Genomic DNA, 14,991 nt, shown 5'->3' with positions numbered 1-14,991 from the left:
CCCCCCTTTTCTTCTAATCTGTTATGGAAGTTGAAAAAGAAACTCCATCAATATGTATTGAGGGAGTTTCTCACATTATTGAATCGAAAGCTTTTGATCTCTTTTTTCATAAAACCTTAATAAATCACCATAAATTATCTTATCTGAATACTCTAGCTCTTTCGTTGCTTTTTCCTGGAATGGTTCACATAAACTCGGTTCTATAGGTTCACCAGATATCGCTGAGAAACATGTGTTATTTGTAAAAACATATTCTTGAGTGATAAAACTACCATCCCGAAATATTACTGTGTTTGGATGTTCCTCAGAGAATACATCTCCACCAAATTGAATATCCCCTCTTGTATCAATACCGATTAAATTTAATAATGTTGGCTTCACGTCAATTTGGCCACTTACAGTTGAAATAACACTTCCGTTACCTTCGTCCGTAACACCTGGGATATGAATAATGAACGGGACTTTTTGTAAGTCAGCATTTACAAAAGGTGTAACCTCTTTCCCAAGATATTGTTGCATTGCCTCGTTATGATTTTCCGATATTCCATAATGGTCACCATATAACACAATAATTGAATTTTCGTAAATTCCTTGATCTTCTAATTCTTGAATAAATTCTTTCAAAGCTTCATCCATATATCTTACTGTTGTAAAATAGCGATTAAATGTTCCACTATTAGAATCGTATTCTGGAATAAGTTTATCTTCTTCATCTAAGTGGAAAGGATGATGGTTTGTTAATGTAATCATTTTTGTATAAAACGGCTGTCTCATCATTTTCATTTTTTCCACAGACTGCTCAAAGAAATACTTATCTTTCATCCCCCATGGCTCTTTTGAATTCTCAGGTGTTATCTCATAATCAGCTGCAGAATAATAGTAATCATAGCCTATAGCTTCATACATAATATCGCGGTTCCAGAAGCTCTTATTATTTGCATGCATAGCTGAAGTATAATAACCCATGTCACGTAATTGATTAGCCATAGCGTTAAGTGTATTACCTGAGTGTGTAAAAAATACTGCACCTCTACTTAAACCATACATCGAATTTTCTACGATAAACTCAGAGTCAGATGTTTTTCCTTGTGCAGTTTGATGATAGAAATTATCAAAGTAATAACTATCCTTAATAAAATCATTTAAAAACGGAGTTATTTCCTGTCCATACACATCATTATTAATGACAAAGGATTGGATGGATTCCAGTGAAACAAGGATGACATTTCTCCCTTTCGCAACCCCAAACATCTCTGAGTTTGGTTCCACATAATTTGTTTCGATATAGTTTTCAATGGCTGCTAACTCACTGCTATCTGCAAGCGCTCTTTGTGCAGATGATTTAGATTGGAGAAAGACATCATATAAATGATAATTATATGTTCCTAAATTTTTAATGAGCATTTCACGATCAAAGGTTCTTGTTAATAATTGTGGGCGCTCTGTTTCTGCTAAACCAAGATTAAGAAACAACATGGCAGCAGCAATCAAAAAGTAAGCACGTCTGTTTAGTTTTTTTATCGGGTTAAGTTTTTCTGCATTCTTATACAATTTCATCAATGCTATTAACAAAACAAGATCTAGAAAATAAATAAAGTCATACCAGTTAATCTCTGTGATAGCACTTTCTTTTAAGTCGCCAAAATTACTCGTTTGAAACAATACAGGTAATGTTAAAAAGTCAGTGAAAAATCGATAAAACACTACATTGCTGTATAGGATGATACTTAAGATAATACTGACAGTGATAATATATCCATTCCGTAATGAGTCCCTTTTAAAGAATAACGACACACCAATTACAAAAAGAATAAAACTTAGCGGGTTTATAAATAAAATAAACTCCTGCATGATATTTTCAATCTTGATGTTAAAGCTAGTTTTATAGACAAAATAAGTTTTCAACCAGAGCATGACAATTGCGAATACCGGGATCAACATATTTGCCTTTTTTAACTTATTCACTAAAATAGCCTCCCTATTTAGGTGACCCTTATAAGATGTTATTCTTACATTTTGTAAATCGTGAAATTCTAATCAATATCATATTCCCTTTCTTTTTCAGACGCAATGATTAAAAAACACAATAAATCGACATAGCTTCATATTTCTTACCCTATATATAGACGAATAAACGCAGGCAAAAGTTTCAAATACTTGTCCATTAATTTAATTTTCACTTTTTAGACACAAAAAAAAAGGATAGCTGATTTCTCTCCTCTATCCTTCTTTATATATTTTATGTTAGTTTTTGTTTGCTGCTAACCAAGCCGCTCCAACTATTCCTGCATCATTACCTAATTGTGCGAAAACAAGTTTTGTAGATTGAGCAACAGGTTTAAATGTATACTTAACAAAGTATTCTTCAATTTTTTCCAACAAGATGTTACCAGCTTTAGATACTCCACCACCAATTACAACACGCTCAGGATTGAATAGACTGCCAATGTTTGCAATTGCTAGTCCTAAATGGTCCGCTAGTGAATCAACAGTCTCTAGCGCAAGTTGATCTCCAGCTTTTGCAGCATCAAAAATAGCCTTAGCTGTTAAATCATTGTTTTGTAAATATTGTCGTAAAGTAGAATCTACAGCACTACCTTCTAATTTATCTTTAGCAGTACGAACTATTCCAGTTGCAGATGCTAATGTTTCTAAACAGCCTGTTTTCCCACAATTACATTGATACCCACCGTTCGGAACAGAGGTAATATGTCCAATTTCTCCAGCAGCACCTTTTGCACCATGTACGATATCACCATTTACGATAACTCCACCGCCAACACCTGTACCGAGTGTAATACAAATTAAGTCTTTTGCTCCAAGTCCAGCACCCTTCCACATCTCACCTAGAGCAGCAACATTTGCATCATTTTCGATTGCAACAGGAACTCCAACTTGCTCTTGAACCAAGTCACGAAGATGAATTGTACCTTGCCAGCCTAAATTCACTGCTTCAAATAGTAACCCTTCTTCTGTATTAACAGGGCCAGGAGCACCAACTCCAGCAGCTTTTAATTTTTCCTTTGTTTCGTTTAACTCAGTAAGTTTTTCGCTAACTGCAGCACCAATATCAGATATGATTGTTTTCCCCTGATTTTCAGTATTTGTAGGTATTTCCCATTTATGTAGAATATCACCTGCTTCTGTTACGAAAGCTAATTTTACTGATGTTCCCCCAATATCAATACCTAATAACCATTTTTCATTGTTCATTTCTTAACCCTCTCTCTTCTTTTCCTCTTTTTTCATTTCATTACGCAATATTGCAAGACCTAATTGAAGTTCTTCTATACTTATAAAATGATGAAAGTATAGTTCTTTTAATTCGGATTCCATTATTTCTAAATCCAACATTCTTTCACCTATATAGACGATTGTACCAAATTTTTTAAGTAATTGCTGTACATCATATACTGAATTCAACCAACACACCACACTAGGATTGACTAATATTTTCTAGAAAATCTTTATATTTTTGTTCATTTGATAACGAAACTGCTTTTTCTACGTGTTCTTTTGCTTTATCGTAATTTCCTTCATCATAATATAATAATGAAATATTGAAATGAGCTTCATGGAAATTAGGATTAAGCTCAATCGCTTTTAATAAATGCTGTTTTGCATCATCATATTTCTGTAATTGAATTTCTAAATAAGACAATTGAAAATATGTAACCGCGTTTCCTTTTCCATCGGCAATATAATTAGAAGCAAATTCATATGCCTCATCCACATTACCCTTTTCCATTTTTTCTTGCAATTGTGCATTCACTACATCTGGTCGATCTATTTGATAACCAATAAACAGACAGCCAACTGTAATAATTAGTGTTCCTAACAATGCAATTCCTTGTATTTTCATATTCCGTTTTTTAGGAAAATTGACGATCGCAGTCGCTAAAAAACCACCAATTAATCCGCCAATATGACCTGCATTATCAATACCTGGTACAGTAAAGCCAAATACTAAGTTAATACCAATCATAATGATGACATTCATTCCCATTGTTCTAAAGAATAACGGGGTGTTAACAACAGCTAAGTATAAAAGGGCTCCAAAACATCCAAAGATAGCACCGCTTGCACCAGCTGATAGATTAGGACTTAATATAAAGCTAGCTAGTGAGCCGATGAATCCTGAGAATAAATAAATCCAAATAAAACGTGTATGCCCAAACATTTTTTCAACTGCAGTACCTAAATAATATAACGCGAGTGTATTCATGACAAGATGTAAGAATCCAATATGTAAAAAAACTGGCGTGATAAACCTCCACCATTCACCTTCCATGATTAAGGGATTATATTTGGCACCAAATTGAATCAATGTTTCTGAGTTTGTACTCCCACCCTTCGATTCTAAAATTAAAAACATTACTACTTGAATCGCCATTAAAATATAAGTGAATAACGGTTTGGAATGTTCAAAAATACTACGTTCTTCCTTCTCTTGCATTACTGCCTTTTGTAGGACTGCTTGCCTTAGTACAAATATCTCTGATTCTTCATATTGATCTTTTAAGGTAAATTCAAGTTTCCCATTAGTCAAACTTTCAATTTTTGCTATTGACTCGTCCAAATTATCTCTAGTAACTAAGAGGGTAGAAAATTTTGTTTTACCTGGTTTTATCGTTAAGATATTTTCGAATGTATTATTCGCTTCATCTACAGGTGGATATGGAGAAACGTATATGTTGAGGATGTTAAGTTCTCGTAAATACAAATGTTTCCGTAATTTCTCTGCTTGTACTAATGCCATTTGTTGATCTCTTTTAACAGCATTCGCCCAATCTAAGTTTTTTTGAACTAAACGAATAATTCGTGCCTGTTTATTTTTTGGATTTTCAAACCACATCTCTGTTTGGTTTTCATTTACCCTTATGAGTCGATAACCACTATCATTAATAAAAGAATAAGATAGTATCCATTGTAAGAAATGTTCACGCTCTACCAATACAATTTTCCCCACTTTCTACATTCACAAAGAAGTATCATAAAAAAAGAGCACCTAGATACATGTATTCCTTTGCCTAATTAATTATATATACTTTATTTTAACTTCTAATACTGGGAATACACTACTAGGATGCTCGTCTATTTTTTATTTACCAAAAACTGACCCGATCACACGGTCTTTAACTCCTGGTATTTTCATTACTGTATTTACACTAAGTTTACTTAAATAATCGTTACTTAGTGCCATATCTAATAATTTATAGCGATATTTATATGCAGCTCCAAGTGCAGTGCCAACCATCAGTAATGTTAAGCTTGTTTTCATCATACATCCCTCCTATGCTTAGAATGACTTGATAAGGAGGAATTATTCCGTAAAGCTATTGCAGTCTATAATTTTCATTTCTGTTATTATTTTCATGACTGGTAAATCAAATGACTCGATTGGAATCTCATCTAGTACTTGTTCTGAAAAGGCAAGAGCTAATGTTCTCCCAGTAAAATCACTTAAGTACCGATCATAATAGCCACCACCAAATCCCAAACGATATCCTTTTACATTAAATGCAAGCCCAGGAACAATCATTAATTTAATTTCATTTTTGGGGATTTCTTTTGTTTCATCGTTTTTAGGTTCTAATAAACCATGATAGATAATTTCCAATTGCGCAAACGATGATATTTCCTTAAATTTCATTTCCCTTGTTTTCGGGATACATTTTGGTACAACCATTCTTTTCCCTTGTTCCCAGCCTTTTCTTATTATTTGTCTTGTATCTACTTCAGGAAAATTGGAAACTGTAATGGCAATTGTATCCGCTTCTTTCCATTCATTTGAAGAAAAAAGCGTTTGTGCAATCTGATATGAGTAATGTTCATATGTAACTTGATCCAAATTATTCAATTGTGCTTTCATTTGGTTTCTTAAATTCGCTTTATTCACCATCACCACTCCATTGTTCCTCTATTATAGCAAAAAAGCCAAAAACACTATGGAAGAGTGTTTTTGGCTTTTGTTCGATTATTTATTTAGTTTCACGGTGCAAAGTAACTCGTTTTTCTCTTGGGCAGTATTTTTTAAGCTCAAGACGGTCAGTAGTAGTACGTTTATTTTTTGTTGAAATATAATTACGCTCACTGCATTCCGTGCAAGCTAAAGTAATATTAACACGCATGTATTTCCCTCCAAATCTTCAATGCATTCTACACTATTGATACGACTTTTCTATAATAGCACTATTTTTTGAGAAATGCTAGTGGATTTTTGCTGAATTACTCGATTCAGCATATCATTCATAGAGGATAGACGCAATCTATGGTATAACTAGTATATATCATGCAACTGAGGTGAAACATGGATACGATTATCATTATTTTATTAGCAGCTTCCATCATCCTTTTTATTATTTCCTTCTTACAACCAGATAAAGTTAAATCGCTGGAAAAAGAAGTAGAACAACTTAATATGACCATATTACAAGAGCAATACTTGGTAAAAAAACGATTAAAAGTATTAGAAGAAGAATTGTTAATGGAGCAAGGTGTTGATATAATTTCTCGAAATTCACTAGAACCAAACGAAATCTTAAAGAATCTTGTTATTGCATTACATAAACAAGGAAAAAATGTACACCAAATTTCAAAACAATCCTCCTTACCATTGGAAACAGTAAAAACTATTATCCACCAAACATTTGGGAGGGTTTAATAAGTGAATCGAAATTCTACAAGAGCATTTGCATACGGTTTATTACTTGCAAGTATTCTTTTATTTGTTTATAAACAATTTCTCCACGAAGAACAAGCTTCCGATAAACACGAAGTAAAAGCGGGTTATATAGAAATAGAAAAAAGTGAATACGAAACATTGAAAAGTGATATAAAGCATTGGAAATCTCAATATGATGCATTGGTAGCAGAACAAAAAGAAGCAGAGAACAAAAAGATTGAAGAAAAAGCAGATGAGCAAGAAACCGGACAACAAGAAACAAAGGAAGCAACACCTGTTCATTATATATTAACTATTCATGCAGGTATGTCTTCCAATGATATTAGTAAACAGCTAGTAGAAGTTGATATTATCGACAATGCAAAAGAATTCAATGATTATTTAGCTAACCAAGATTTGCAACGCTATATTCAAGTTGGAACGTATGAATTACATACTGCAATGGAAATAGAAGAAATTGCCAATATTATTACAAAGAAAAAAGCAGGTAGCTAATACCTGCTTTTTAATTTTCATTATTTTCTTCTTGATTATCAGATGTTTCATCATCTTCATTAGAATCTGCATTGTTATTTGCTCGTTCTGCTTTTAAATCAAAATATGCTTTTAGAACTCTTTTTCCAATTAATGAGTTGATTCCAGTATCATTATACCCATCAAGATAAGCTGAAGGAACGACAACTGAAAATGCGATTTCCGGGTTTTCAAATGGTGCATAGCCGACAAGTGTCAAATTCCATACTTTTTTACCTTGATCATATGTCTCAGCTGTTCCTGTTTTACCAGCAGCACGATATTTACGATATGGTTCAGCATCAAAAGCACGACCTGTACCGATAGAATTATTATGAAATACACCCCACATCGCATTTTGCACGTGTTCAATTTCTTTATCTGTTGCATCAATACGATTTAATACTTTCGGCTGAATTTCCTTCACTATCGGACCGAGTGTACCATCTCCATCGCCCGGTTCACGAATCTCCTTCACTACATGAGGTTCCATGCGGTAACCGCCATTTGCAATCGTGGAAATATATTGAGCAAGCTGTAACGTTGTATAGGAATCATATTGTCCAATAGCAAAGTGTAAAGCGTTACCTGCTACCGCTTCTTCAATATTTCCTTTATACCCTATCTGTTCCCCAGGAAGATCAATTCCGGTTCTAATTCCTAAACCAAATTGGCTAAAGTGATAGCGCATTTGATTAAATGACTTTATTTTATCCATAATTAATTGGCCAGGCTTATACTGTCCATCACCCATAGCTATTGCAAGTTTAAACATGTAAGAGTTAGAAGAACGTACAATCGCATACGTATCATTAATGTTCATTTTTCTACTAGAATTAAACCATGAACTCATAGTAGGTGTACTTGGGAGTACAATTGGTTCATCAATCAAGTATGAGCCAGGTTTAATAACTCCAGTCATGTAGCCCGATAAAACCGTAGCACCTTTTATGGCTGATCCTGGTACATATGCTGTCGTAAAATTCCCAGCAGCAAAGTCTTTAAAGGTATATTCATTGGTATCCTCATCTAATGAATATTGCTTACCTGATAACGCAAGTATTTCTCCTGTATGAGGGTCCATCACTGTCACAAATGCACGATCTAACAAATTAGTGCCTGGTTTCTCTTTTGAAGCTTTTAATTCTTCTTCAATAATTTTATCAATTTCCATTTGTAATTCCATGTCCATAGACAGTACGAGATCTTTCCCACGTTGACCTTCTTGAAGTAGTTCTTTTTCAAGGACCTCTCCAGATCTTGTTATATTCTTTGTTTTTTCTTTTTGTCCTCGAAGGACATCTTCATATTGCATTTCAATATAACTTACTCCTACTCGATCATTACGACTGTAACCTCTTGCTTCATAATAATCAAGCTTCTCAGCTGGTAAACCTGGCTTTACAATACCTAAAATTGTTTTCAAAGAATCTCCATATAAGTATGTACGATCCCAATCCATTGTTGTATCTACACCTGGGAGCATATATAAATGTTCACTCACAACAGCAAGTTCCTCTAATGTTACATCTTTATTCTTAATAAATTGTGGATCTAGAGCATATCCACTTGTCATCTCTCGATAAATAGCCAAAACTTCTAACTCGTCATCCGTTAGGGAAGCTAACTCTTCATCTGTAACTCGTTCGCGCTGTAATTTATATATTTCATTACTCTCTAGTGAGTCTAGTTCTTCCTCAGTTACTTTTGCTAGTGCTTCTTCTGGATGTTTCATTAACCAAAAGTCAACTTTATCCCGATGTGTAATGCTACCGGTATCCTTTTCAATCATTTGTGCTAACTTTTCAGCAGTTTCAAGTGTTTGTTTCTGATCAAATTTCTTTGGAGCTGTATACATAATAGCTCTTTGTGGCTCATTACTCACTACTTGAGTATGATTACGGTCATAAATGATTCCCCTAGGTACTGAAGTGCTTACTGTCACATCATCTGTCCGTTCAATTTGTCTCTTTGCATCTTCCCCATTCACAATTTGGACAAAACCCAATCGGAGAATTAATAATGAAAATAAAACAAATACAACAAAAAACAACATGTTCATACGAAACGGAACATGAGTTTTATTCTTATTCTTTTTTTTCAAAGCGGATCAATCCCTTCGCCTTCATACCTCCATTGTAAAAGAAAAATGGCTACTTTTCTACACTTAAATATCAACTATCCTTATTGGGGCTTTAATTTTAATAATAAAAATGCAGCTAACGTATGCCCTAATCCTAATATAAGTAAAAGAATTGGTATACTTTTTTCTGCTGGAAAAAAGTAGATTGCACCAATGAAAATTAAGATAGAAATGATTCTTCCGGTGTTTAGAAATGCTTCTCTTACAACTATATATTCTATTCTCATTTCAGCAGGCTTCCAAGCCTTCCCTATCACATCAAAAGTCATAGATGAATATGGAACAAGCATAAGTGGATAGGCAAGTCCGATTATCGTTGCATAGATTAACAGCCTCGTGTATGTAGGGTCAAATACGATTAAATAAATGGCTGCATATAATACGATACCACCGAATAGCATGACTTTTTTCCGTTTTTCCTTTTTTATCAGTTTTGTTGCTAATGAAAACATAATAAAGGACATTCCTGCATGTAAAAGACCAAAAGTACCTAGTGCAAGTTCATTATTTGTTTTGATAAAGACAAAAACAGAAATAACAAATAGAAATGTACCTTCCCTAAGACCTTGTACCAGATGTGCATTTGTAATCAATTTCCAGTTTATATTCTTTTTTCTTTCTTGATAAATCCTTTTGATTAAGTATTGGCCCGAAGAAGGTCTTCTTTTTAAATATAAGCTAGTCACAACTGCCGCTACAAATAACCCTAACGAAATAGAGAAGATTAAAGTGTAACCTATGTTGGAAGCAAAGCGTGTGATGATGAAACCTGCTGATATTGGTCCAATAATTCCACCGATAGAACTTAAAGCCCCCATAAAACCATTAAAAAAATCACGTGTATCTGGTTCAGTAATCTCAAATGTAAGTACATTAAATGCTAGCCAATAAAAGCCATATCCAATACCAAGTAAGGCGCCAAGTATGATTAAAAAGCTAGATGCACGTTCACCAAAAACAAGAACTGCAATGAAAAATAATGATAAGAAAACAACCCCTAGTCGAAGAACAATGACCCGATCTATTTTCTTTGCCCATCTACCTGCGACAAAAAAAGTGATTGGTTGCATTATTGTACTAGAGAGGTTGTATATAGCTAGGTCCATGAAATCCTTCGACTGTTTCCAAAGATATACGTTAACAAACGTATTAGATAATGCAATACTTAAAGCGTATAAACCACCAATTGTAAGTAATAGAATTAAATCACGAGATATTTCAATTTCACTGAACATTTTTTTGAAATTAATCATACACTACTCCCCTTTACTTCTATTTATCATTAGTGAAGTAAGGAGAATTATTCTATAAAAAAACGAGTTACTTAAAAAAGTAACCCGTTTTTTTTATAGTATTCACTTATTTATTTTGCTGCGTCGTAAAGTTTTTGAACTTCATCCCAGTTTACAACGTTCCAGAATGCGCTCATATACTCAGGACGACGGTTTTGATATTTTAAGTAGTAAGCATGCTCCCAGACATCAAGACCCAAGATTGGAGTTTTTCCTTCAGATAGTGGGCTATCTTGGTTTGGAGTGCTTGTAATTTCTAGCTCTCCATTATTTACTACAAGCCATGCCCATCCTGAACCGAAACGGCCAGCACCTGCAGCTTGGAATTCTTCTTTAAATGTATCAAAGCTACCAAATTTGTTATTGATTGCTTCAGCAAGTGATCCGCTTGGTGCACCTCCGCCATTAGGAGAAAGAAGAGTCCAGAATAATGAATGGTTTGCATGACCCCCACCATTATTTCTTACCGCAGTACGGATGGATTCAGGCACTGCATCAAGGTTAGCAATTAATTCTTCTACAGATTTACTTGCTAAATCTTCATGTCCTTCTAGCGCCTTGTTTAAATTAGTAACATATGTGTTGTGATGTTTTGTGTGGTGAATGTTCATTGTTTCCTTATCGATATGAGGCTCTAATGCATCATAACCATAAGGTAATTGCGGTAATTCATAAGCCATTATTAAATTCCTCCCTATGTAATAATTTTGAATCGTTCCACGATTCTTCATTACACATTCAGATTATCAAAAATGGTGGCTGTATTCAAATTTTTTGCTTACTATTTCCAAACTTGAAATAAAAAGTATGCAACCATAATAAATTGAACTACCGCCTTTACAGCAACACTACTAATAAACCCTACTACAGATCCTATCCCTATCTTTATTGCTTCCTTCCAGTTTGTACGATTTACTAGTAATTCTCCAGCTATTGCCCCGATAAAAGGACCTAGTAGTATACCGAACGCTGGAATAATGAATGGGCCAAATATTAATCCTATCGTACTTCCCCATATTCCCGCTTTGGAACCACCGAATTTCTTTACACTATATAAATTAGCAAAGTGATCTGCAATAAATAATAAAATGACGAACAAAATTTGAATCGTCCAAAATAGCCAACTCAAATCAGAAAAACTAAATAAAAAACCATAAAGAATGTACGCTCCTAATAGGAAGAGAACACTAGGTATTACTGGGTAAACTAGCCCAACAAACGCAACAACAATTAAAGCTATCACAAGTATCCAATACAATATTTCCATACAAATGTCACCATCCTGTTAAAAATTGAATCTCAAATAAAGAAATTGTCTATTAAAAACTTGAAAAATAACTATTAATCCATCTACACTATTGGTAGCAAGAGAAGGACGTGATATAGTGAGAAACATTTCGCTCTTACAGATATTTTATAAAAGCTTATATTCTTTTACGGATATCGCTAAGTTTAGGTTTCTAAGTATTGGAAAAACAATTCAATACGTATTTATTCTTATTTGTATATACTTTGTACCATCACTGATTAATTCCATTATTATTGAAAAAGATTCAACTAATCTTATACCAGATTTCGATGCTGGAAGTGTAGCAATTATGCTACCCATCTTCATTTTCTTTATGTTTGTGTTGAATACAGGAATCTTATTTCTAAAAGTATCTATATTAGCGTATATAGCAAAAGGATTAGCAAATCTATTAAAACGGAAACTACCATATCGATTAAGTTGGCGATTAACAGCATATAGCATCACCCTACCAACTATTATTTTTGGATTGGAGCCACTTCTCCCCTTTACTATTCCGTATGGATTTTTCATTGACTTAGCATTAACGTTTTTCTATATTTATGCAAGCATTAACAAGATGCCAGTAACAAAAAAATAGGACATATTATGACCGTTCTCTTCATATGCATAATATATAATAGGAAGAGGCGGGATAATAATGAAAAGAGTTTTCGTTCTATTCGCAGCAATCATAACAATGTATGCCATCTATTATGATTTAACTGCTGGTACACTCCCTACAAGTTCGGCACAACAATCTATTGCAGTAAACAATCCAGTTCAAATTGAAGACCCAACATATGAAATTATTAAGATACTTCCTGGTGATACAGTGATTTCTGTCATGGAGAAAATCCAGCAAGGACCAATTCCAGTATCAATCGATCAACTTGTAACAGACTTTGAAAAAATGAATGAAGGTATAAAACCAGAGCAAATTCAAATTGGAAAAAGTTATAAATTCCCTACGTACAATGAGTAGTAAACATAATTACTACTCATTGTGTTGTCAATTTATATAAAACACTGCTACAATAAACTATATCTATTAAAATAAAGATAGATTGATAATGTTTCATTTTTTATAAAGGAGAGAAAACTCTTGGGTGAAATAATACATCGTACAAAAACTCGTCCTGTCAAAGTTGGTAATTTAACGATTGGTGGCAGTGACCAAGTTTTTATACAAAGTATGACAATGACAAAAACACATGATGTGGAAGCTACAGTAAATGAAATTAATCGACTAGAAGAAGCTGGTTGTCAAATCGTTCGTGTAGCTTGCCCTGATGAACGAGCTGCAAACGCAATTTCTGAAATTAAGAAAAGAATTAATATCCCACTTGTAGTCGATATACATTTTGATTATCGTCTTGCTTTAATTGCAATAGAAGGTGGAGCAGATAAAATTCGGATTAACCCAGGCAATATCGGTAAACGAGAAAAAGTCGAGGCTGTAGTAAAAGCAGCTAAAGCTAAGGGGATTCCAATTCGTATCGGTGTTAATGCTGGAAGTTTAGAAAGACATATTCTAAAAAAATATGGATATCCAACAGCGGATGGGATGGTTGAAAGTGCCCTCCACCATATTCAAATTCTAGAAGAATTGGATTTTCATGATATTATCGTATCCATGAAAGCCTCAGATGTAAATTTAGCAATCGAAGCATATGAAAAAGCTTCACGCGCATTTGATTATCCACTCCATCTTGGTATTACAGAAAGTGGTACTCTCTTTGCTGGAACAGTAAAAAGCGCTGCTGGTCTAGGCGCGATTTTAAGTAAGGGTATTGGTAATACATTAAGAATTTCTCTAAGTGCTGATCCAGTGGAAGAAGTGAAAGTAGCTCGTGAGCTATTAAAATCATTTGGTCTAATTTCTAATGCAGCAACACTAGTTTCATGCCCTACATGTGGAAGAATCGAGATTGACTTAATTAGTATTGCAAATGAAGTGGAAGAATATATTCAAAATATTAAAGCACCAATTAAGGTCTCCGTATTAGGCTGTGCAGTTAATGGTCCTGGTGAAGCTCGTGAAGCAGATATAGGGATTGCAGGTGCCCGTGGTGAAGGACTATTGTTTAAAAAAGGAAAAACAGTAAGAAAAGTTCCAGAAGAAACAATGGTGGAAGAACTTAAGAAAGAAATTGATATCATGGCTGCGGAATATTTCAAAAAGCAAAAAGAAGAACAAAATGTTACGAACTAAATAACATTGGAGGAGCTATCGCTGGTGATAGCTCCTCTTATTTTATGGTACAATAAATCTATTATGTAGTAAGGAGAAATTATTCATGCAGAAACGTTTTGGAATTGACATAGATGGAACCGTTACTTGCCCTACTTCATTAGTTCCTTTTATAAATGAAGATTTTGGATTAAATATTACACTGGATGACTTAACAGAATATGAAATTGATGCAGCTTTAAATCTACCAAAAGATAAAGTTATTCAATGGTTTATCGATACAGAGCCTAGAATTTATGCAGAATCGCCACTAGCAGAGGGTGCAAAACCTGTTTTATCTAGATGGGTTCAAAACTATGAATTATATTTTATAAGTGCTCGCACCCCTAATCTATTAGACGTAACACAAAATTGGTTTAAGCAAAACGAAATCAATTATCATCATATTGAGCTAATCGGCTCGCACGATAAAGTCGCAACCGCTCAAAAACATCATATTGATTTATTTTTTGAGGATAAGCATGATAATGCAGTTGCTATTGCAGAAGAGCTACAAATCCCCGTCATCCTATTCGACACACCCTACAACCGCAAACCTGCACCAGAAAAGGTAATACGCGTATACAACTGGAAAGAAGCAGAAGCATGGGTAGAAAATTGGATACAAGATACTAATAACGAAAAATAAAAATCTCTTATTGTGAATGAAAGTGGCTGGGACAAAACGATTTGACCTGGATGTAAATCCGAACAATGTAAGTATAGCTATACCGCTTCGGAAATACACTTCGCTTTCCGCGGGCGGCTAATGAGCCTCCTGATATGAACGAAACTGTCAAGGCTCCCACTCAATATTTTGTAATATAGATTTTTGGG

Annotated in this window: 17 protein-coding genes; 6 read left to right on the top strand and 11 right to left on the bottom strand. The window is 34.1% G+C overall.

From position 1 onward, the window contains the following. Positions 1-75: 75 nt before the first annotated feature. From ACFPM4_RS00085 to rpmG, 7 genes are all read right to left on the bottom strand, one after another. The gene (locus ACFPM4_RS00085; protein ID WP_382346316.1) at positions 76-1,965 is read right to left on the bottom strand and encodes an LTA synthase family protein; all 1,890 of its coding nucleotides are present in this window, start codon (positions 1,963-1,965) and stop codon (positions 76-78) included. Positions 1,966-2,244: 279 nt separating this feature from the next. Next, on the bottom strand, positions 2,245-3,213 hold the full coding sequence (locus ACFPM4_RS00080; protein ID WP_382346313.1) for an ROK family glucokinase: 969 nt from the start codon (positions 3,211-3,213) through the stop codon (positions 2,245-2,247). A 3-nt stretch (positions 3,214-3,216) separates the two neighbouring features. Further along, a complete protein-coding gene (locus ACFPM4_RS00075; protein ID WP_382346310.1) occupies positions 3,217-3,423 on the bottom strand; it encodes a YqgQ family protein in 207 nt (68 codons plus the stop codon). 13 nt (positions 3,424-3,436) lie between these two features. After that, complete coding sequence (locus tag ACFPM4_RS00070) at positions 3,437-4,954, bottom strand: rhomboid family intramembrane serine protease (RefSeq protein ID WP_382346307.1); 1,518 nt, start codon at positions 4,952-4,954, stop codon at positions 3,437-3,439. A gap of 147 nt (positions 4,955-5,101) precedes the next feature. Continuing rightward, entirely contained in the window at positions 5,102-5,281 is a 180-nt protein-coding gene (locus tag ACFPM4_RS00065) for a hypothetical protein (RefSeq protein WP_144920494.1), read from the bottom strand. Positions 5,282-5,323: 42 nt separating this feature from the next. Beyond that, positions 5,324-5,902 carry a 5-formyltetrahydrofolate cyclo-ligase gene (locus tag ACFPM4_RS00060; RefSeq protein WP_382348089.1) on the bottom strand — a complete coding sequence of 193 codons (579 nt, stop codon included), beginning with the start codon at positions 5,900-5,902 and terminating at the stop codon, positions 5,324-5,326. Positions 5,903-5,981: 79 nt separating this feature from the next. Continuing rightward, the gene (gene rpmG / locus ACFPM4_RS00055) at positions 5,982-6,131 is read right to left on the bottom strand and encodes a 50S ribosomal protein L33 (RefSeq protein ID WP_144920492.1); all 150 of its coding nucleotides are present in this window, start codon (positions 6,129-6,131) and stop codon (positions 5,982-5,984) included. A 179-nt stretch (positions 6,132-6,310) separates the two neighbouring features. Between rpmG and ACFPM4_RS00050 the strand changes: the two genes are divergently transcribed. Both ACFPM4_RS00050 and ACFPM4_RS00045 read left to right on the top strand, forming a co-directional pair. After that, positions 6,311-6,664, top strand: coding sequence for a hypothetical protein (locus ACFPM4_RS00050; protein ID WP_144920490.1), 354 nt, complete (start codon positions 6,311-6,313; stop codon positions 6,662-6,664). A gap of 3 nt (positions 6,665-6,667) precedes the next feature. Continuing rightward, positions 6,668-7,180, top strand: coding sequence for a hypothetical protein (locus ACFPM4_RS00045; protein WP_382346302.1), 513 nt, complete (start codon positions 6,668-6,670; stop codon positions 7,178-7,180). Between the two features lie 10 nt (positions 7,181-7,190). Here the strand turns inward: ACFPM4_RS00045 and ACFPM4_RS00040 are convergent, their stop codons facing one another. From ACFPM4_RS00040 to ACFPM4_RS00025, 4 genes are all read right to left on the bottom strand, one after another. Continuing rightward, positions 7,191-9,260: a peptidoglycan D,D-transpeptidase FtsI family protein gene (locus tag ACFPM4_RS00040; protein ID WP_144920573.1), complete on the bottom strand. Its 2,070-nt coding sequence runs from the start codon at positions 9,258-9,260 to the stop codon at positions 7,191-7,193. 122 nt (positions 9,261-9,382) lie between these two features. Further along, the gene (locus ACFPM4_RS00035; protein ID WP_144920486.1) at positions 9,383-10,594 is read right to left on the bottom strand and encodes an MFS transporter; all 1,212 of its coding nucleotides are present in this window, start codon (positions 10,592-10,594) and stop codon (positions 9,383-9,385) included. A gap of 110 nt (positions 10,595-10,704) precedes the next feature. Continuing rightward, a complete protein-coding gene (gene sodA / locus ACFPM4_RS00030; RefSeq protein ID WP_144920484.1) occupies positions 10,705-11,313 on the bottom strand; it encodes a superoxide dismutase SodA in 609 nt (202 codons plus the stop codon). A 101-nt stretch (positions 11,314-11,414) separates the two neighbouring features. Then, positions 11,415-11,900 (bottom strand): DUF456 domain-containing protein, encoded by a 486-nt coding sequence (locus ACFPM4_RS00025; RefSeq protein ID WP_382346297.1) that lies wholly within the window; start codon positions 11,898-11,900, stop codon positions 11,415-11,417. A 118-nt stretch (positions 11,901-12,018) separates the two neighbouring features. Here ACFPM4_RS00025 and ACFPM4_RS00020 point away from each other — a divergent pair, with 118 nt between their 5' ends. The 4 genes from ACFPM4_RS00020 (at position 12,019) to ACFPM4_RS00005 (ending at position 14,803) form a co-directional block, all read left to right on the top strand. Further along, positions 12,019-12,522 (top strand): DUF1189 family protein, encoded by a 504-nt coding sequence (locus ACFPM4_RS00020; protein WP_144920480.1) that lies wholly within the window; start codon positions 12,019-12,021, stop codon positions 12,520-12,522. Between the two features lie 60 nt (positions 12,523-12,582). Beyond that, complete coding sequence (locus ACFPM4_RS00015; protein ID WP_382346293.1) at positions 12,583-12,906, top strand: hypothetical protein; 324 nt, start codon at positions 12,583-12,585, stop codon at positions 12,904-12,906. A gap of 120 nt (positions 12,907-13,026) precedes the next feature. Next, positions 13,027-14,136: a flavodoxin-dependent (E)-4-hydroxy-3-methylbut-2-enyl-diphosphate synthase gene (ispG, locus tag ACFPM4_RS00010; RefSeq protein ID WP_382346290.1), complete on the top strand. Its 1,110-nt coding sequence runs from the start codon at positions 13,027-13,029 to the stop codon at positions 14,134-14,136. 85 nt (positions 14,137-14,221) lie between these two features. Beyond that, a complete protein-coding gene (locus ACFPM4_RS00005) occupies positions 14,222-14,803 on the top strand; it encodes a hypothetical protein (protein ID WP_382346287.1) in 582 nt (193 codons plus the stop codon). The last annotated feature ends 188 nt before the right edge of the window (positions 14,804-14,991 follow it).

The organism is Lederbergia graminis, assembly GCF_042655485.1.
Taxonomy (GTDB): Bacteria; Bacillota; Bacilli; order Bacillales; family Bacillaceae_C; genus Lederbergia; species Lederbergia graminis.
The sequence above is the reverse complement of the archived record's forward strand: the minus strand, read 5'-3'. Positions and strand labels throughout refer to the sequence as shown.

Bases quoted from the DNA above. Each gene is read 5' to 3' on its own strand.
- ACFPM4_RS00080 (WP_382346313.1), bottom strand. From the start codon at position 3,213: ATGAACAATGAAAAATGGTTATTAGGTATTGATATTGGGGGAACATCA.
- ACFPM4_RS00065 (WP_144920494.1), bottom strand. From the start codon at position 5,281: ATGAAAACAAGCTTAACATTACTGATGGTTGGCACTGCACTTGGAGCT.
- ACFPM4_RS00060 (WP_382348089.1), bottom strand. From the start codon at position 5,902: ATGGTGAATAAAGCGAATTTAAGAAACCAAATGAAAGCACAATTGAAT.
- rpmG (WP_144920492.1), bottom strand. From the start codon at position 6,131: ATGCGTGTTAATATTACTTTAGCTTGCACGGAATGCAGTGAGCGTAAT.
- ACFPM4_RS00050 (WP_144920490.1), top strand. From the start codon at position 6,311: ATGGATACGATTATCATTATTTTATTAGCAGCTTCCATCATCCTTTTT.
- ACFPM4_RS00040 (WP_144920573.1), bottom strand. From the start codon at position 9,260: ATGAACATGTTGTTTTTTGTTGTATTTGTTTTATTTTCATTATTAATT.
- ACFPM4_RS00035 (WP_144920486.1), bottom strand. From the start codon at position 10,594: ATGATTAATTTCAAAAAAATGTTCAGTGAAATTGAAATATCTCGTGAT.
- sodA (WP_144920484.1), bottom strand. From the start codon at position 11,313: ATGGCTTATGAATTACCGCAATTACCTTATGGTTATGATGCATTAGAG.
- ACFPM4_RS00025 (WP_382346297.1), bottom strand. From the start codon at position 11,900: ATGGAAATATTGTATTGGATACTTGTGATAGCTTTAATTGTTGTTGCG.
- ACFPM4_RS00015 (WP_382346293.1), top strand. From the start codon at position 12,583: ATGAAAAGAGTTTTCGTTCTATTCGCAGCAATCATAACAATGTATGCC.
- ACFPM4_RS00005 (WP_382346287.1), top strand. From the start codon at position 14,222: ATGCAGAAACGTTTTGGAATTGACATAGATGGAACCGTTACTTGCCCT.